The sequence below is a fragment of the Streptomyces sp. CA-146814 genome (genome assembly GCF_050942385.1).
Taxonomy (GTDB): Bacteria; Actinomycetota; Actinomycetes; order Streptomycetales; family Streptomycetaceae; genus Streptomyces.
On sequence record NZ_CP192068.1, the window covers coordinates 70,215 to 87,454 of the forward strand.

At 72.4% G+C, this 17,240-nt stretch carries 19 protein-coding genes; 9 read left to right on the forward strand and 10 right to left on the reverse strand.

The window, feature by feature from the left end; translation table 11 throughout:
• The first annotated feature begins 110 nt into the window (after positions 1 to 110).
• Complete coding sequence (locus ACQP09_RS00335; RefSeq protein ID WP_433394962.1) at positions 111 to 2,144, forward strand: ATP-binding protein; 2,034 nt, start codon at positions 111 to 113, stop codon at positions 2,142 to 2,144.
• Between the two features lie 359 nt (positions 2,145 to 2,503).
• Entirely contained in the window at positions 2,504 to 3,631 is a 1,128-nt protein-coding gene (locus ACQP09_RS00340) for a serine hydrolase domain-containing protein (protein WP_433406439.1), read from the forward strand.
• Positions 3,632 to 3,754: 123 nt separating this feature from the next.
• Here the strand turns inward: ACQP09_RS00340 and ACQP09_RS00345 are convergent, their stop codons facing one another.
• Positions 3,755 to 4,600, reverse strand: coding sequence for a PepSY domain-containing protein (locus tag ACQP09_RS00345; protein WP_433394964.1), 846 nt, complete (start codon positions 4,598 to 4,600; stop codon positions 3,755 to 3,757).
• Positions 4,601 to 4,776: 176 nt separating this feature from the next.
• Here ACQP09_RS00345 and ACQP09_RS00350 point away from each other — a divergent pair, with 176 nt between their 5' ends.
• The 5 genes from ACQP09_RS00350 to ACQP09_RS00370 all read left to right on the forward strand — a co-directional run bounded on the left by ACQP09_RS00350 (position 4,777) and on the right by ACQP09_RS00370 (position 9,506).
• Complete coding sequence (locus ACQP09_RS00350) at positions 4,777 to 5,025, forward strand: DUF6296 family protein (protein ID WP_433394966.1); 249 nt, start codon at positions 4,777 to 4,779, stop codon at positions 5,023 to 5,025.
• A 193-nt stretch (positions 5,026 to 5,218) separates the two neighbouring features.
• On the forward strand, positions 5,219 to 5,980 hold the full coding sequence (locus ACQP09_RS00355) for a DeoR/GlpR family DNA-binding transcription regulator (RefSeq protein WP_433406440.1): 762 nt from the start codon (positions 5,219 to 5,221) through the stop codon (positions 5,978 to 5,980).
• Complete coding sequence (gene pfkB, locus ACQP09_RS00360) at positions 5,977 to 6,924, forward strand: 1-phosphofructokinase (protein ID WP_433394968.1); 948 nt, start codon at positions 5,977 to 5,979, stop codon at positions 6,922 to 6,924. The genes ACQP09_RS00355 and pfkB overlap by 4 nt, the downstream gene beginning before the upstream one ends.
• A gap of 81 nt (positions 6,925 to 7,005) precedes the next feature.
• Positions 7,006 to 8,988, forward strand: coding sequence for a PTS fructose transporter subunit IIABC (locus ACQP09_RS00365; protein WP_433394970.1), 1,983 nt, complete (start codon positions 7,006 to 7,008; stop codon positions 8,986 to 8,988).
• An 80-nt stretch (positions 8,989 to 9,068) separates the two neighbouring features.
• Positions 9,069 to 9,506 carry a protein-tyrosine phosphatase family protein gene (locus tag ACQP09_RS00370; RefSeq protein ID WP_433394971.1) on the forward strand — a complete coding sequence of 146 codons (438 nt, stop codon included), beginning with the start codon at positions 9,069 to 9,071 and terminating at the stop codon, positions 9,504 to 9,506.
• A 39-nt stretch (positions 9,507 to 9,545) separates the two neighbouring features.
• Here ACQP09_RS00370 and lepB read toward each other — a convergent pair whose 3' ends face one another.
• The 3 genes from lepB to ACQP09_RS00385 form a co-directional block, all read right to left on the reverse strand.
• Entirely contained in the window at positions 9,546 to 10,235 is a 690-nt protein-coding gene (lepB, locus tag ACQP09_RS00375) for a signal peptidase I (protein WP_433394973.1), read from the reverse strand.
• A 122-nt stretch (positions 10,236 to 10,357) separates the two neighbouring features.
• Positions 10,358 to 10,666, reverse strand: a complete 309-nt coding sequence (locus ACQP09_RS00380) for a hypothetical protein (RefSeq protein ID WP_432150280.1) — start codon at positions 10,664 to 10,666, stop codon at positions 10,358 to 10,360.
• 112 nt (positions 10,667 to 10,778) lie between these two features.
• Positions 10,779 to 11,288, reverse strand: a complete 510-nt coding sequence (locus ACQP09_RS00385; protein WP_433394975.1) for a mycothiol transferase — start codon at positions 11,286 to 11,288, stop codon at positions 10,779 to 10,781.
• A 74-nt stretch (positions 11,289 to 11,362) separates the two neighbouring features.
• Here ACQP09_RS00385 and ACQP09_RS00390 point away from each other — a divergent pair, with 74 nt between their 5' ends.
• Entirely contained in the window at positions 11,363 to 11,728 is a 366-nt protein-coding gene (locus ACQP09_RS00390; protein WP_433394977.1) for an iron chaperone, read from the forward strand.
• A 6-nt stretch (positions 11,729 to 11,734) separates the two neighbouring features.
• Here the strand turns inward: ACQP09_RS00390 and ACQP09_RS00395 are convergent, their stop codons facing one another.
• The 6 genes from ACQP09_RS00395 to ACQP09_RS00420 form a co-directional block, all read right to left on the reverse strand.
• Positions 11,735 to 12,736 carry an alpha/beta fold hydrolase gene (locus ACQP09_RS00395; RefSeq protein WP_433394979.1) on the reverse strand — a complete coding sequence of 334 codons (1,002 nt, stop codon included), beginning with the start codon at positions 12,734 to 12,736 and terminating at the stop codon, positions 11,735 to 11,737.
• 155 nt (positions 12,737 to 12,891) lie between these two features.
• Positions 12,892 to 13,125, reverse strand: a complete 234-nt coding sequence (locus ACQP09_RS00400; RefSeq protein WP_432150277.1) for a hypothetical protein — start codon at positions 13,123 to 13,125, stop codon at positions 12,892 to 12,894.
• A gap of 6 nt (positions 13,126 to 13,131) precedes the next feature.
• Positions 13,132 to 13,800: a TNT domain-containing protein gene (locus ACQP09_RS00405; protein ID WP_433394981.1), complete on the reverse strand. Its 669-nt coding sequence runs from the start codon at positions 13,798 to 13,800 to the stop codon at positions 13,132 to 13,134.
• Positions 13,801 to 13,978: 178 nt separating this feature from the next.
• Positions 13,979 to 14,494: a lytic polysaccharide monooxygenase auxiliary activity family 9 protein gene (locus ACQP09_RS00410; RefSeq protein ID WP_433394983.1), complete on the reverse strand. Its 516-nt coding sequence runs from the start codon at positions 14,492 to 14,494 to the stop codon at positions 13,979 to 13,981.
• Positions 14,495 to 14,769: 275 nt separating this feature from the next.
• A complete protein-coding gene (locus tag ACQP09_RS00415; protein WP_433394985.1) occupies positions 14,770 to 15,477 on the reverse strand; it encodes a DUF4230 domain-containing protein in 708 nt (235 codons plus the stop codon).
• Between the two features lie 179 nt (positions 15,478 to 15,656).
• Positions 15,657 to 16,394: a VanZ family protein gene (locus ACQP09_RS00420; protein ID WP_433394987.1), complete on the reverse strand. Its 738-nt coding sequence runs from the start codon at positions 16,392 to 16,394 to the stop codon at positions 15,657 to 15,659.
• A gap of 145 nt (positions 16,395 to 16,539) precedes the next feature.
• Here ACQP09_RS00420 and ACQP09_RS00425 point away from each other — a divergent pair, with 145 nt between their 5' ends.
• The gene (locus ACQP09_RS00425) at positions 16,540 to 17,040 is read left to right on the forward strand and encodes a tetratricopeptide repeat protein (protein ID WP_433394989.1); all 501 of its coding nucleotides are present in this window, start codon (positions 16,540 to 16,542) and stop codon (positions 17,038 to 17,040) included.
• Positions 17,041 to 17,240 lie beyond the last annotated feature (200 nt).

The following is a 17,240-nucleotide window of genomic DNA, read 5'->3' on the forward strand; positions in this document are numbered from 1 at the left end:
TTTCATCTGTGTCGACTTTCGATCGGACAGGAGACATTGTCAGCCGTTTCTGACTGTTTTTCGCTATGGACGGAGGCCGTGCGGCTCGGCGAGGCAGGATGGCCTCCGTGATGGGCAACCTCCCTGTCGTGACGACCAGCTTCGTCGGCCGCGACAGCGAACTGGACAGCATCGACCGGGCACTTCGGGATCACCGACTGGTCACTCTCAGCGGGAGCGGCGGGGTCGGCAAGAGCCGCCTTGCCCTGCGGACCGCCGAGCAGGTCCGGGACCGGTACCCGGACGGCGTGTGGTGGGCCGACCTCTCCCATCTGGACGACGACCAGCTGCTCACCACGACGGTGTGCGACGGCGTCGGGCTGCTGGACCACAGTCCCCGCCGTCCGGTGGCCGCACTCTGCGAGTGGCTCTCCGACCGGAATCTGCTGCTCGTCCTCGACTGCTGCGAGCGCGTCGTCGACTCCTGCCGGCAGCTCGTCACCGAACTGCTCTCCGCCGCACCGGGGCTGACCGTCCTGGCCACCAGCCGGCAGCCGATCGGTGCGGAAGGCGAGCACGCCGTGGAAGTTCCGCCGCTCTCGGCGGGCGAGGACGGCGACGAGGCCGTCCGGCTGTTCCGCGACCGCGCCGCCACCGTCGTCCCGGGTCTGACGCTCGACTCGCCGGGCGACACGGCCGCCGTGGCCGAGATCTGCCGCCGCCTCGAAGGGATACCGCTCGCCGTCGAGCTGGCCTGCGCGCAGCTCCGGGAGAGCAGCGCGCAGGAGATCACCGGGCGGCTGGCCTCCCGGCTGGACGCGCTGAGCGACGACACGCTCTGGCCCCGCCGCCACCGCGCGCTGCGCACCACGATCGGCTGGAGCCACGAGCTCTGCGCCCCGCTGGAGCGCCTGCTCTGGGCGCGGCTCTCCGTCTTCCGGGGCGTCATCATGGCGGCCGACGCCGAGGCGGTCTGCGCGGGCGGGCCGCTCGGCGCCGCGGAGGTCGCACCGGCGCTGGAGAGCCTCGCCGAGCAGTCCGTGCTCCGGCGCACCGGCGACGGCTACCGGATGCTGGACACGCTGCGCGAGTACGGAGCGATGTGGCTCGCCGAACTGGCGGAGGACGCGCTCCTCACCGACCGGCACGCCCGGCACTTCGCGCAGACGGCCGTGCAGGCGCACACCGGCTGGCTGGGCCCCCAGCAGGTCGAGTGGTACCGCAGGGTCGCCTCCACCCACGCGGACCTCTGCGCGGCTCTGGAACACCTGCTGGCCGAGGATCCCGAGCGGGCGATGGAGATGGCCGGGTGCGCCGGTCTGTTCTGGAGCTGCTGCGGCCATCTGCACCAGGCCCGCGCCTATCTGGAACGGGTGCTGGCCCTGCCCCTCTCGGCCGGTCCGCACCGCACCCGCGCGCTCTGGGCCCTCGGCATCACGCTGACCCTCCAGGGCGACCACGAGGCGGCCCGCCGCGTCGGTAAGGAGTGCGAGGAGGCGGCGCGGCTCGGCCAGGACGCCGAAGGGGCTCTTCTGGCGGCCCACTCCATGAGCTTCACCTACCTGATGATGGGCCGGCCGCAGACGGCGCACCTGGTCAGCGACCATGCTCTGCGGCAGCACCCCGGCGACCCCGCCGACGCCCCCTCCCAGATGCGGTGCCGGGTGATACGCCTCTTCGCCCTGTCGGCGCTGGGCCGCCTGGACGAGGCGTACGAGGAGGCGACGCGGCTCCAGCGGATAAGCCTGCGTTTCGGCGAGCACTGGGCGCGGGCCTACGCCGATCACCAGCTCGCCCTCATCCACCTGCTCCAGGGCCGCCCCCGCCACGCCGAGAACCACGCCCGCGCGATGCTGGCCAGCAAGCACGAGCTCCACGACAGCCTCGGCATCGCCCTCGGCCTCGACCTCCTCGCCGGTGCCATCGCCGCCCAGGGGGACGGGGTCGCTGCGGCCCGCACCTCCGGCACGGGACACACGTACTGGCGGATCATCGGCCACCCGCACCGCGGCACGCCCGAGCTCGGGGCGATCCGGGAGCAGTGGGAGCTCCGGGCGCGGCAGGCGGCCGGCAACACGGCGTACGAGAGCGCCTACCGCCGCGCCTCGGCCGACGACGCCGAACGCGGCCTGGCACACGCCTTGGAGCGACAGCTCCCTTCGTGACCGGGGACCGGCGGGTTCCACAGCGCCCCTCAACCGAGCCCTTTTCCTAAGCCCCCACCACCACGGCGTGGCACTGATCCGCCGGACGGCCCACCCTCGCGGGCAGGCACCCCGCGACCGCCTGATGCTGAGCTCGCGGCAGCCGGTGGCCAGGGAGCTGTCGGGCGAATCGGGCCCGGGACGCGGAAGCGGTGCCCGGCCCCCTTCCGTACGACCTCCCAAAGGCCCGGCCCGCCGTCCCGATCCCACCTTCAGGAGGTACGCCCGTGCCCACTCGTCCCCTTCTGCGCGCCCCTTCCCGGCCGCTGCGGCGAAGAGCCGTCGTCGCTGCCGTGGCCGCCGCCTCGCTCGCCGGGCTGATGACCGGTCCGGCCCGGGCGGGCGGTGACGGGGGCGGCGGCCCGCACGGGCCGGTCGACCGCGAACTGCAGCGCAGGCTCCAGGCGCTGGTCGAGACGCCCGGCGGACCGCCCGGGGCCATCGCCGTACTGACCACCGGCGGCCGCAGCGAGGTGTACCGGGCCGGTACGTCGGAGGTGGGCACCGGCCGCCCGCCGCAGCCCACCGACCACATGCGGATCGCCAGCGTGGCGAAGGCCTTCAGCGGCGCGGTCGCGCTGCACCTGGCCGATCAGCGGCGCCTCTCGCTCGACGACACCCTCGGCCGGTGGCTGCCCCGGCTGCCCGCCGCCTGGCACCGGGTCACCGTCGGCCAGCTCCTCGACCACACCAGCGGGCTGCCGGACTACACCGAGTCGCCGGCGTTCATCGCCGAGTTCGCGGCCGATCCGCGGCGGCACTTCGACTCGCGGAAGCTGCTGCGGTACGTCTCCGGGGAGCCGCTGCGGTTCCGGCCGGGTTCGGCGTACCGCTACTCCAACTCCGACAACATCGCCGTGGCCCTGGTCGCCGAGGCCGCGACGGGCACGCCGTACGAGCGGCTGCTGGCAGAGATCGTCTACCAGCCGCTGGGGCTGCGCGCCACCTCGCTCCCCCAGGGATACCGGCTGCCGAAGCCGTATCTGCACGGCTACGACGTGGACCCACCGAATCCGCCGGAGGACATCTCCACCGCGATCAGTGCCTCCGGGGTGTGGGCGTCGGGCGGCATCGTCTCCACGCCCGAGGACCTCGGCGCGTTCATCCGCACCTGGGCCGGCGGCCGGGACCTGAGCCCGCGGATCCGACGTGAGCAGCTCACGTTCGTCGCGGGCGCTTCCGAACCGGCGGGCCCCGGGCGCAACGAGGCCGGGCTCGGCCTCTTCGCGTACCGGACGAAGTGCGGAACGGTGTACGGCCACACCGGCAACTTCCCCGGCTACACCCAGCTCGCGGCGGCCACCAAGGACGGCAAGCGGTCGCTGACCGTCTCGCTCACCTCGCAGGTCAACAGCGCGACGAACCCGCGGCTGCTGGCCACCCTGCGCGGCCTCCAGGAGGATTTCGTCTGCCGGCTGCTGGAGCGGCGGAAGCCGCACGGAGCATAGGAGAAGGGGTACGCCGGATGTCCGGCGTACCCCTTTCCCGCGTGTCGGTGACCCATCCGGGGGAGGTACGCCGGGTGTCCGGCGTACCCCTTTCCCGCGTGTCGGTGACCCGTCCGGGGACGGTCAGTCGTTGTCGGTCTCCTCGCGGACGATGGTGTCGTTCTTGGCGTCCACGTCGAACGTGGTCTTCTTCCAGTCGGAGCCGACCACGTCGACCGACCAGACGACGCTGCTGCCGTCGTTGCCGTCGGCCTCGTCCAGGCTGACGGAGGTGACGGTCCCCTTCTTCTTCTCCGTGGCTACCTTGGCCGCCTGCTCGGGCGTCTGCGTGGCCTGGGCCAGCCGGTCGGCCGTCTGCTTCTTGTCCTCGGCGTCCTGGTCGGCGTCGACGCGGGCCTCGATCACCTTGCCGTCGACCGCGTTGATCCGCACGGTGTGGACCGTGCCGTCCTTCTCGGCGACCTCCGCGACCCAGACCGGCGCGTCGGCACCGGGGCTCGCGGTCGGCGAACCGGTCGTGGCAGGGCTGCCGGTCGGGCTCGCGGTGCCGCCCGTCGGGCTGGGGCTGCCGGTCGGGCTGGGGCTACCGGTCGGGCTGCCGGCCGGGCTGGGGCTCTCGTCGCGGTCGTCGTCGTCCACACCTTCCAGGTCCAGATCGACGAGCTTGCCGCCGGCCACTTCGCCGACCGCGGTCGTCGCGGCGTCGTCGAAGGTGACCTCGGTGGCGTCCAGCACCCTCTTGCGTTCCTGCTGGTCCTCGGTCAGGTCCGCGGTGGCCGACGGGGAAGCCGTCGTCTTCTGCGGAACGACCTTCGCGGCTTCGGTGGCCGCGGACGTCGCACTGTCCGAGCTCTGACCACAGGCCGTGAGCAGGAGAGCGGCGGCCGCCAGGCAGGCGGCGGCACCGGTCGCCCGGAGGTTGCGGGAACGTGGGGAAAGACGGTTTTTTCGTCGGGGCTCAAGTCTCATGTACGCATGCCTAGCCCTCGCGGCGATCAGTCATGTTGTCCTACCGGCCGGAGTCACCCGATCGACCGGCCACCTCCGCCCGTTGGCCGCCGCCCTCTCCCCGGGCGGCGCGCACCCGGGTGGGAAACAATGGGAGCAGGGCCCGGATGTCGTCGAGGCCCTGCCGGGAGGCCGTCATGGAGCACACGGAGCGTTACGAACTCATCTTCCAGATGTCCGGCGCCGAGGACGACGTGGTCGCCGTCGGCCTGACGGACCGGACCGGGGCGGGCGGATCTCCGGTGTACGAGGACGAGACGGGCATCGTCCGCGCCGAGATCAGCGACCGTGGCGAGGTCCGGATGCTCGCCAGCGGAGGACACCAGCTCCCCGGCACCCCACTCCTCGCCCGACCGCTGACCGAGGGCGTTCCCGGGAGGCGTTGAGACGGCGGACACCCGCGTTACGGCGGGGCGCACCGGCGCATCGGTGCGCCCCGCCGACGCGTGCGCCCGCACCAGCACCCACCTCGTGTCCACCCCTGCCCACTCATCGCCCGAATGTGTTTACTTTCCCGAACCTCGGACGTAACCTGAGCGCGAAACCACAGACTCGGGCATGAAACGGATACGAAACCACATGTACGCACCGGAGCGTCAGCAGGAGATCCTCCGCCTCGCCCAGGAAAGCGGCCGGGTCGACGTGCTCTCGCTGGCCGAGGAGTTCCAGGTGACCGCCGAGACCGTGCGGCGGGATCTCAAGGCCCTGGACCGGGCCGGGCTGCTGCGCCGGGTGCACGGCGGGGCCATCCCGGTCGGGCGGCTCGACTTCGAGCCGGATCTCGCCGAGCGGGACGCGGTGGCCGCCGACGAGAAGGACCGGATCGCACAGGCGGCGCTCGCCGAGCTGCCGGCGGACGGCAACGTGATCATCGATGCCGGGACCACGACGGCCCGCCTCGCCACCGCCGTCCCCGTCGACGCGGCTCTGACCGTGGTGACGCACGCGCTGCCGGTGGCCGCCCGTCTCGCCGACCACCCGGGCATCGCGCTGCACCTGGTCGGCGGCCGGGTCCGGCACCGGACGCGGGCGGCGGTCGACGCCTGGGCGCTCGGCGCGTACGCCGAGATCAGCGCCGATGTCGTCTTCCTCGCCACCAACGGATTCGCGCCCGACAGCGGCCTCACCACACCCGACCTCGCGGAGGCCGCCGTGAAGCGGGCCGTGATCAAGGCCGCCCGCCGGGTCGTCCTGCTCGCCGACTCGGCCAAGTTCGGTCAGCGGCACTTCGCCCGCTTCGGTGACCTCACCGACGTGGACCTCCTCATCACCGACACGGGCCTCAGCCCCGACGACGCCCGCTCCATCGAGAGCCGGGGCACGGAAGTGGTACGCGCATGATCCTCACCGTCACCCCCAACCCGAGCCTGGACCGCACCTACGAGCTGCCGGGCCTGGTCCGCGGCACGGTCCTGCGGGCCACGGCCGACCGCGTCGACCCGGGCGGCAAGGGCGTCAACGTCTCCCGCGCGGTCGCGGCGGCCGGCCACCGCACGGTCGCCGTCGCTCCGATGGGCGGGCCGGAGGGCGCGCTGCTGGCGCGGCTGCTCGGCGAGCACGGCATCGAGGCCGCCGGGGTGCCGGTCGCCGGATCCACCCGGATCAACATCACGCTCGTCGAACCCGACTCCACGCTCACCAAGATCAACGCGGCCGGGCCCGAGCTCAGCGCCGCCGAGGCCGAGGACGTGCTGGAGGCCGTGCGGACCCGTTCCGCCTCCGCCGACTGGATCGCGTGCTGCGGAAGCCTGCCGCGCGGGCTGTCGCCGCAGTGGTACGCGGAGCTGGTCGCGCGGAGCCACCGGGCCGGTACGCGGATCGCGCTGGACACCTCCGGTGCGGCGCTCACCGCCGCCCTGAAGGAGGGGCCCGACGTGATCAAGCCCAACGCCCAGGAACTGGCCGAGGCCGTCGGCCGCCCGCTCACCACGGTCGGCGACGCGCTGAAGGCGGCCGAGGAGCTGCGCGAGCGCGGCGCCCGGGCGGTGCTGGCCAGCCTGGGGGCCGACGGCCAGCTGCTGGTGGAGGAGGCCGGGTCGTACTTCGCGACCGCCCGCGTGGCGACCGTACGCAGCAACGTCGGCGCCGGGGACGCCTCCCTCGCCGGGTTCCTGACGGCGGGCGGTCAGGGGCCCCGGGCGCTCGCCTCGGCCGTCGCCCACGGGGCGGCGGCGGTACAGCTGGCCGGGAGCCTCATGCCGACACCGGCCGATCTCGACCTGTCGGCGGTCACGTCGAGCGCCGACGTCCCTCTGGACCGCCCGCTGACGGAGCCCGCCCCATGACCGCCGTACCCACCCCCGCAAGCCCGCCGCCTTCCGTCCCCCGCACCGCCGCCCGGCGGTCCCCGAGCAAGGAGCACCGCGATGAGTGAGCTGATCACCGCGGATCTGGTCGACCTCGATCTGTCCGCCGCAACGAAGGACGCCGCCGCGCAGTCGCTCGCCGAGCGGATGGTGGCCGCGCACCGCGTCACCGACCTCGACGGCTTCCTGGCCGATGTCGCCGCCCGCGAGGCGCAGATGCCGACGGGTCTCGACGGCGGGATCGGCATCCCGCACTGCCGGAGCGAGCATGTGAGTGCTCCGACGCTGGCCTTCGGACGCAGTGCGCAAGGCATCGACTTCGGCGCGGCCGACGGCCCGGCGGACCTCGTCTTCCTCATCGCCGCGCCTGCGGGGGCCGACGACGACCATCTGACCATCCTGTCGGGTCTGGCCCGCAGGCTGATGGACCCGGAGTTCACCGCCGCACTGCGCGCCGGAGACGATCCGGGCACGGTCGCCGCGCTGATCCGGGGCGAGGAGCCGGCGCCGGCGCCGATACCGGCAGCCGAAGAGGCCGAAGCCACAGCCGACGTTCCCTTCCGGATCGTCGCCGTCACCTCCTGCCCCACCGGCATCGCGCACACCTACATGGCCGCCGAGGCCCTCACCGCCGCCGGCCAGGCCGAAGGCGTCGAGGTGACCGTGGAGACCCAGGGGTCGGCCGGGTTCAGCAAACTGGACCCCGCCGTCATCTCCGCCGCCGACGCGGTCATCTGGGCGCACGACGTCGAGGTGCGGGAGAAGGGCCGCTTCGGTGGCAAGCCGCTCGTGGACGTCGGGGTGAAGGCGGGCATCAACCGGCCCGCCGAGCTGATCGCGGAGGCCCGCCGCAAGGCGGAGCGCGGTGAGATCGCCGCCGTACCGCAGGGCGGGGACGGGCCGGAGGCCGGTGCGGACGGCGGACCGGGGGCGGACGGTGCGCACTTCGGGGTCCGGTTGCGTACGTATCTGATGTCCGGCGTGAGCTACATGGTGCCGTTCGTCGCGGCGGGCGGCCTGCTGATCGCGCTGTCGTTCGCCATCGGCGGCTACGAGATCGCGGACGCCAAGTCGGTCGCCGACCACTTCGTCTGGGGCCAGGCGGACAGCTGGGCCGCGCTGCTCAACCAGATCGGCTCCGCCGCCTTCGGCTTCCTGGTGCCGGTGCTGGCCGGGTACATCGCGTACGGGATGGCCGACCGGCCCGCGCTGGTGCCCGGGTTCGTCGGCGGTGCGATCGCGCTCACCGTGGACGCCGGGTTCCTCGGCGGTCTGGTCGCCGGTCTGCTGGCCGGTGCGGTGGTGATGGCCATCCAGCGGGTCCCGGTCCATCCGACGCTGCGCGGGATCATGCCGGTGCTGGTGATTCCGCTGATCGCCTCGGCGGTGGTCGGGTTCCTGATGTTCATCGTGGTCGGCAAGCCGATCGCCGCGCTGCAGAGCGCCCTCACGGACTGGCTGAACGGTCTGTCCGGCTCCAACGCGGTCATCCTCGGCGTCGTCCTCGGCCTGATGATGTGCTTCGACATGGGCGGCCCGCTGAACAAGGTGGCGTACGCCTTCGCGGTCGGCGGTCTCGCCGATCCGACCGACGGCAGCCTCAAGGTGATGGCGGCGGTCATGGCCGCCGGGATGGTCCCGCCGCTGGCGATGGCGCTGGCCACCACCGTACGGAAGAAGCTGTTCACCAAGACCGAACGGGAGAACGGGCGGGCGGCCTGGGTGCTGGGCGCCTCGTTCATCACCGAGGGCGCGATCCCGCTCGCCGCCGCCGACCCGCTGCGGGTGATCCCGTCCGTGATGGCGGGCGGCGCGGTGACCGGTGCGCTGTCGATGGCCTTCGGATGCACCCTGCGCGCTCCGCACGGCGGCATCTTCGTCGTCCCGCTGATCGGTGAACCGTTCCTGTACCTGCTGGCGATCGCCGCCGGAACCCTCGTGGCGACCGCGCTGGTCGTCCTGCTCAAGGGCGCCCGCCGGACGGCCGCGGTGCCGGCCGAAGAGGCGGCGGCCGTCGATTCGCGGGTGGGTGTGCCCGCCTGATCCGAAGCGCTCACGGTAGGGGGGCACAGGATCTCCGGTCTTGTGCCCCCCTACCGCTGCCGGTGGCTAGATTGACCGGCATGAGCGAGAGCTGGGACGCGGCCGACCGGGCCGTACTGACACTGCCCTCGGGGCGCCTGATCCGCGGCCGGGGCCTGCGCAATCCGCTGCCCGAAGGCCCCGAGCCGGAGTTCGCGGTGTATCTGCTGGGGCGTACGCCTCCGCCGGCCGGCTGGGAGTCGCGGTGGCTGCGGTGGCCGGACTTCCTGCTTCCGGCCGATCCGCACCAGGCCCGGGAGCTGCTGGAGGAGGTGTGGCGGCGGGCGCCCGGCGAGCGGGTCGAGGTCGCCTGCGGGGGCGGGATGGGGCGGACCGGGACGGCGCTGGCGTGCCTGGCCGTGCTGGACGGGGTCCCCGCCGAGGACGCGGTGGCGTTCGTCCGACGCGGGTACCACCCGCGCGCAGTGGAGACCCCGTGGCAGCGGCGGTACGTACGCAAGTTCGGCCGGGCCAAGTAACCAAAACACGGACCCGGACCTGGACCCGGCCGGCCGCCGTCAGCGTGCGGAGAAGGTGGCGGGGACGGGCAGGGTGTTCCAGCGGCCGGCCGGCCAGGCGATGACGACGGCCCGGCCGACGACCTCGTCGACCGGGACCATGCCCTTGTTGCGGTCGTCGGTGTGGTAGCGGGAGTCCGCCGACGCCTGCCGGTGGTCGCCCATCACCCAGAGCTTGCCCTGCGGGACCGTGACCTTGAAGGTGCCCTTGTCGTCGTTGCTGCACGGGGTGTTGCCGGGGAACACGTACGGTTCGTCCAGGGCTTTGCCGTTGACCTTCACCGGTCCGTCGCCCGCGCACTCCACGGTGTCGCCGCCGACGCCGATCACCCGCTTGATGAGGTCCTTCTCCTCGGCCGACGGCATCAGGCCGACGAAACTCAGCGCCTTCTGCACGGTGTTGGGCGGCTCGACGGCCACCTCGTCCAGCCAGCCGTCCGGGTCGTGGAAGACGATCACCTCACCGCGTTCCGGCTCGGATCCGAACCACGGGGTCAGCTTGTCGACGAGGACCCGGTCGCCCTTCTGCAGCGTGTTCTGCATGGAATCCGACGGGATGGAGAAGGCCTGGACGAGGAACGTCTTGATCAGCAGGGCCAGGATCAAGGCGATCCCGATGAGGAGCGGGAGCTCCACCCAGAACGGCCGCTTCTTTCTCGTTCCCGCCCGCCGTGCACCCGCACGCACCATATCGCCGCTCCTCGCCCCGTGTCCCGCGCACCCGCCCCGGTGGGGAACGGATCTTGTCGGGTCACTCTATGGGGCGCGGCGGACGCGCCGGGTGGCGGCCTCCGGCAGGCCACGCACAGGCCTCAGGCGGGGGCGGGCGGTGCGGCGGGGGTGGTGTCGTCCGGCGGGACCGTGGCCCCGTCGCCGCCGCGCACCGCCTCGACCACGCTCTGGTGGAAGGCGCGGCTCTCCTCCTCCGATCCGCACGGCACGGGGCTGCCCGCCAGGGTGAACCAGTCAGAGGAGCCGCTGTACTGCACGGCCACCGACGCCTGGCCGTCGGACCACGTCGTATGCACCGTGAGGTCTCCGCTCAGGATGCCGGCTTCTTCGGTGCGGACTCCGCCTGTTCCCGCGAAGACACCGCTGGTCGTCCACGATGCCCAGCTCATGACGTGTCGCCTTTCGGACGATGACAAGCCTCTGCGGCGGACTTCTTCCGAGTATGGCACCGCTGTTGGGAGGGTGCACGGGGTGCGGAGGCGCTTGTTCCGCACCCCGGTCTCAGGCCCGTTCCCGTACGCCCCGGACGAAGGCGGCCTGGCCCGCGTGCTGGAGGTCCTCGGCGATGACGCTGATCAGCCGGGCACCCAGCGTCACCGGAGGTGACCAGGCCTCGTCGACGATGCGGTCGAGGGCCCGGCCGTCCAGTCCGCGGACGAAGGCGAGGGTCTGTTCGTGGACGGCGTCGTAGTAGCCGAGGAGCAGGTCGGCGGAGTCGACGCGGACGGCGCCGACCTCTTCGCTGCTGTGTCCGTACCCGGTCGCCGCCTCGTCGAACGGGAGCTTGAAGCGCTCGGCCCAGCCCTTGGTGAGCCAGACCTGGCCGGTGGAGGCGGCGTCGGCGATGTGGTCGTCCTGGACCCGGGTGAGGTGCCAGATCAGCCAGGAGATCGAGTTCGCCCCGTCGTCGATCCTGGCATTGAGGTCGTCGGCCGAGAGCCCTTCGACGGCCCCGTGGACCGCTTCCCCGACCCGGTCGAACGCCTCCGCGAGCATGTTCGCACTGTTCATCCGTTCACCTTCGCCTCCCGTCCCGCCCGAACCGCGCTCCGACACACGCGCGCCGCCCGCCTTAGGATCGGCGCATGGTCCAGAGCCGTGCGGAAGACGTCGATCAGTACCTCGCCGAGCTGCCGGAGGAGCGCCGGGCCGCACTCACCGAGCTGCGCGCGCTCTGCCGGGCGGAGCTGCCGGGGTTCCGGGAGGTGATGGCGTACGGCATGCCCGTCTACGAGCGGGACGGGACCGGCGAGGTCGCCTTCGCGAGCCAGAAGCAGTACATCTCGGTCTACCTTCTGCGCACCGATGTGCGCGACGCGTTCGCGGACCGGCTGGCCGGCCACGACATGGGCAAGGGCTGCCTCCGCTTCCGCACCCCGGAGAAGATCGACTTCACTCTCGTACGGGATCTGCTCCGGGCCACGGCGACGACGCGGGGCCCTGCCGGCTGAGGCTGCCTACCGCAGCCCGTCCAGCCACTCGGTCAGCAGCCGGTTGACCTCGTCGGGGCGTTCCTGCTGGATCCAGTGGCCGCAGCCGTCGAGGATGTGCGCGGCGGAGAGGCCGGGCAGGGTGGCCGGGTAGGCGTCGATGGCGTCGGCCATCCATGTGGTGGAGGCGTCGAGCGCACCGCCGATGAAGAGGGAGGGCTGGGTGATGGGCGCGCCGTGCCAGGCGGCGAGGTCCTCCCAGTCGCGGTCGATGGTGCGGTAGCGGTTGAGGGCGCCGGTGAGGCCGGTACGTTCGAACTCGCCGCTGTAGACGTCGAGGTCGGCCTCGGTGAGCCAGGCGGGGAGCGGGCCGGTGGGGAAACGGTCGGCGAGGCGCGCTCCCGGCGGTACGAAGAAGAGCTTGCCGTGCTCCTCGGGGGAGAGGGTGGAGCCGGTCAGGCCGGTGTAGAAGCCGGCGAGCCAGCCGCGTACGTCCTGCTCGATCTCCGCCTCGGCCCGGCCGGGGGTCTGGAAGTAGCTGACGTAGAACTCCTCGTCCCCGCCGATCCGGGCGAAGCCGTCGGTGGGGCGGAGGTCGCCCCGGGGTGCGTAGGGGACGCTGAGCAGGCCGACGGCGGTGAAGACGTCCGGCCGGAGCAGGGCGCTGTTGGCGGCGATGGGCGAGCCCCAGTCGTGGCCGACGACCGTGGCGGTCTCCTCGCCGAGGGCGTGGACGACGGCGGTGTTGTCGGCGACGTGGGCGAGCATGCGGTACGCGTCGGTGGCGGCGGGTTTCGCGGAGCGCCCGTAGCCGCGTACGTCGATGGCGGCGGCCCGGTATCCGGCGGCGGCGAGCGCGGGGAGCTGGTGGCGCCAGGAGTACCAGGACTCGGGGAAGCCGTGGACGAGGAGGACGAGGGGGCCGGTGCCCTGCTCGACGAGGTGGATCCGGCCGCCGGGGGTGTCCACGAGGCGGTGGACCGCGCCCTTGTCGGCGGGGGTGGCGGGGTCCGTCAAGGGCTGCGGCACGGTTCCTCCTTGGACGCTCCAGGGGTACGGAGCGTTCGTGACGGGTGCGGTGGGGCGGCCGGGCCTCAGGTCCGGCCCGGCCGCCCGGTCACGATCATTCGCGGGCGTCCGCCGCCCGTACAAGGATCTTTGCCGTACCGGCAAAGGGAGGAGGGTCAGACGAGCAGCCGCAGCAGGTGCGCGCAGGCGGTGGCCTCGTCCGGGTGGCGGGCGAGGATCTCGTCCCGGCCGCGTTCGTATGCGCCGGTCTCCCAGCCGCCGTCCGCCGCCCGTCGCAGGAAGAGGAAGTCGGTCGGGGTGGGGGCCGGCTCGTGGACGCCTTCGATCCGGTAGTAACCGCCGGGGATTCCGGCCTCCACGAGTGCGGCGTGCAGTGCCTGACGGTCCACGAGGTGTTACGCGGCCGAGGTGAGGTAGCCGTGGTCCAGCAGCCACTTCACGTTCAGCCGCTGGCCCTCGCCCGGGTTGAGGAAGACCGGGTCGAGCTTGATCTGCCGGCCGCCGCCGGGCTGCTCGAACCACGGGGCGATGCTGCCCTCCCAGACCCAGAAGGGCTTCGCCACCTTGTAGACGCGGTAGTCGCAAGGGGTCGCCGCTTCGCGGGTGTTGAGGTTCTGCGGAGGCAGCGCACGCTCGGCGTAGGCGTCGCCGGCCGGGGCCAGGTAACCGCCGTACTCCGAGCCGAAACGGTCCAGGCGCTGGCCGGTGCGGAGCTTGGCGGGCTCCTTGTCGATCTCGCCGTTCACCTCGCCGAAGCCGTCGTTGGGCGGGTACTTCCAGCTTCCGGTGTCCGCGGGCCCCTCCCAGTACTTCTTGAGGAAGGCCTGCGGAGAGAGGTCGCCGGTGCGCTGGTAGCCCTTGAGGAGCGGGCCGACCGGGGCCAGGCGGTTGTTCGGCAGCCACTTCGGGCCGAGCCGGGCGTCGCCGCGGTACTCGCCGGTGCACGGTTCGTGCCGCTCGGCGGCGACCGGGGCGCCGGGCTGCGGCGCGGCGTTCGCGGCGGGTGCGGTGATCAGTCCGGCGGTGATGCCGAGCGCGGCAAGTACGGTACGCATGCGGTTCATTCAGGGATCCCCTCGAACGCTGATGATCAATCAGACAGCTGACGAAGGGTAACCGCTCGGCTACCTGGTGCGTTCGCGCCATGCCGGATTCCGCTGCTCCCCGCCGGGACAGCATCGCGCCCCGGCCGGGTGGAGCTGGGGCCCGGCCGGGGCGCGACGGGTGGAACAGGGCCTGCGGCTAGCCGACGTTGACGTCGATGCAGGCGTAGAAGGCGTTGACGGTGTCCGCGATGTTCCACACCGCGAGCACCTTCTGCTGACCGGTCTTGTCGCCGAAGTCGACCTGGTGGGTGACGGTGGCGCCGGGCTGAGCGCCGCCGTCGTCGAACTCGGCGATCTTCTCGCCGCCGACGAAGTACTGCCAGGTGCTGGTGGAGTGGCGGGCGGTGATCTTCCACTCGAACTCCTGCGAGCGGTTCACCGGGGTGACCGCCCAGCCCTTGGAGTCGTCGTCGAGCTCGGCGAATCCGCTGTTGCCGCCGCTGCAGCTGGTCAGCCCCTTCGGGCCCTCGACGCTCTGCGGTTCGTAGCTGATCGAGCCGCAGCTGACCGTGCCGGCCGCGCACTGGGCCTGCCTGCTGGGCGGGTTGGAGATGTAGCCGTGGGCGCTGGCGGAGCTCGCCGGGAGGCTCAGGGCGAGGACCGGGGCGAGAACGGCACCGACGGCGAGTGCGGTCTTCCTCTTCGTGTGCATGCTTCTCCTTCACTTGAGACCGCACCGCGCGGTGGCGGGCCGTGGGGGGCCCGGGGTCGGCGGCAAGGCCTCGTGAGTGTGGGGCCTACGAGGCGCGAAGGGCCACAAGTCCCTTGCCGGACAGGCCTGATGACCGGTGCCGGAAAGGCCTTGCACTTGGCCTAGACCATACTCATCGTCGCGGACGCGTCAAGGGAGCTGCACGAGGGACGGGTGGGACAGCGACCGGGCACGGGTCGTGACGGACGGTCACCGCGCCGGGTCGCCGAAGCCCATCAGCCCTGGTCGTCGCCGTAGCGGACGGTGACACGCTCGAAGCCGAGGGAGCCGAGCAGACCCTTCAGCATGTCCGCGGTGTTCTTCTCGGCGCGGGCGGTCAGCCCGCTCTCCTTCGCCGCCTCGCCGATGTGCCGGACGGCCAGCTGGTTGACCGCCTGTTCGCTGCTCGGGTTGTCGGAGAAGAGGTCGCCGAGCCGGTCGAGGAGTCCGCGCTGCTTGGAGACGGCGTAGGAGCGGTCCGGGTCCAGGGCCGGCTTGCCGAGCACCGCGTGCGGCAGCCGGATCTCGGCGGTGGTGCGGTCCTCGTTGACGACGACGCCGTCCTCGGTGACCTTGCCCAGGTCGACGGAGGCGCCGACGGTGCCCGCGCCGACGAACAGGGTGCGGGTGCCGCGTACCGCGTCGGGCAGGAACTTGGCGTCCTTCTCCAGGTCGACGACGACCTGGAAGTTGCCCGAGGCCGCCTCGTACGCGCTCATGTCCTGGATCGACTTGAGGACCGCGGGGCCGGACCGGTCATGGGTCTCCTCGCCGAAGAGGCTGTCAAGGCCCGGCAGCAGGCTGAGCTTGCCGGCGGCGAAGATCAGGGCCAGGACGGCGGCGAGGACGCCGACGACCTTCAGCACCCCCCGCAGAGCGGGCCGGGACGTGCGCTTCTGCCCGCTCTGCGGGGCCGGATCCGTGGTTGCGTCGCTGGACGTCATGGAGTGCATGTGACCCGCTGCCGGGCTTTCAACCCATCTGCCTTACGGAATGGGCCAGTTCGGGTACGGGGATGTGGACGGGCCCGCGACCGCACACACAGGCCCGCCGGAGCGCCCAGGGCCGCGAGGACCGGCTCCGGTGATCCTTTGCGGCCCCGTTCCGGTGAGCCTCGGCGCGGTCAGCGCCCGCGGAGCCGGTTCAGCAGGGCGCGGCCGGAGGCGGGGCGTGTGGTGTCGCCGGTGGGGCGTCCGCCCGGCTCTCCGCCCTTCCCGAGGCGCGTGCCGCCGGTCCGCGCCCCGGCCTTGGACGGCTCCTTCGCCTCGGTCGTGGCCCGGGTCTTCGTTCCGGGCGTGGTCCGGGCCTTTGTCCCGAGCGTGGTCCGGGCCTTCGTTCCGTTCTTCGACTTGGTCCGGGAGGCCGTCGCCTTCTCCTCGGCCTTCGGCTCCGGCGCGGGCTTCGCCGCCGGAGTCCGGGGGGCGTGCGCGTGTGCGTGGTAGTGGTGGCTGATCCGGCGGCCGACCAGCAGATAGGCGATCAGCGCGCCCGCCGTGTTGAGGATGACGTCGTCGATGTCGAAGGCGCGGCCGGTGACCAGGGCGCCCTGGACCAGCTCCACGATGACCATCACGGCGGCGGTGAGCAGCGTCATGCTGATCATCCGCAGGCGGCGCGGCACGAGGAACGGCAGCAGCAGTCCGAAGGGCACGCCGAGCAGCAGATTGCCGCCCGCCTGCTTGCACGCGGCGAGGAAGGTGTAGTTCTCGGCGTACTGGCGCAGCGACCGGCCCGGTTGGAGGTTCGAGGTCACGATGTCCTCGGAGGCCGGTGAGGGGGTCAGCGTCACCTTGGCCAGGAAGACGGAGAAGGCCACCAGCCCCAGTAGCACCACCGTCAGGACGGTCACCCTCAGCAACACGCGTGCCCATGCCCCCTGTCGCGTACGGGGGTTCGTCTCTGCAGTCATGGCGGACAGATGCCCCCACCGGAACGGAAAACACACCGGTGGGCGTCCGCACCTCAAAAACGCCCGGCCCTCCCGCACCGCCTGCGACGATGGGCCCATGAGCGCACGTGAGAAGAAGGATCTGCTGGCCGAGACCGACCGGCTGCGTGAGGAGGGCCGGGCCGGGGAGGCGCGGGAGCGGCTGCTCGCCCTGACCGCCGAGTTCCCCGACGACGCGGAGGTGGCGTACCGGACCGCGTGGATCCACGACGTCCTGGGTCTGGAGAGCGAGGCGGTGGCGTACTACGAACGCAGCCTGGCGGGCACCGGGCTGAGCGCGGAGGACCGGCGCGGGGCGCTGCTGGGTCTGGGCAGTACCTACCGGGTGCTGGGGAGGTACGGGCAGGCCGTGGAGACGCTCCGCCGGGGCATCGAGGAGTTCCCGGACGACGGGGCGCTGCAGACGTTCCTGGCGATGGCACTGTTCAACACGGAGGAGCACCACGAGGCGATGCAGCTGCTGCTGCGGCTGGTGGCGTCGACCAGTGACGACCGGCACGTCCAGCAGTACCGGCCGGCCATCGAGCACTACGCGAAGGACCTCCACGAGACGATGTGAACCGGGGACCACGGCCTGCGTGAGCGGTGAGGCTCCGGCCGCCCGGCCGACGGCGTCGAGCGCCGGCCCGGTGGAGCGGCGCGGCGCGCGGGCCGGGCGGGTGCGTGTACCGAGAATGCTCGCGTGCACTCCCCTCTCCCGCCTCCGTCCTCCTCGCCCGCCGCGCCACGGGCCGGGAGTCCCTGCCGGCGCGGCGCGTG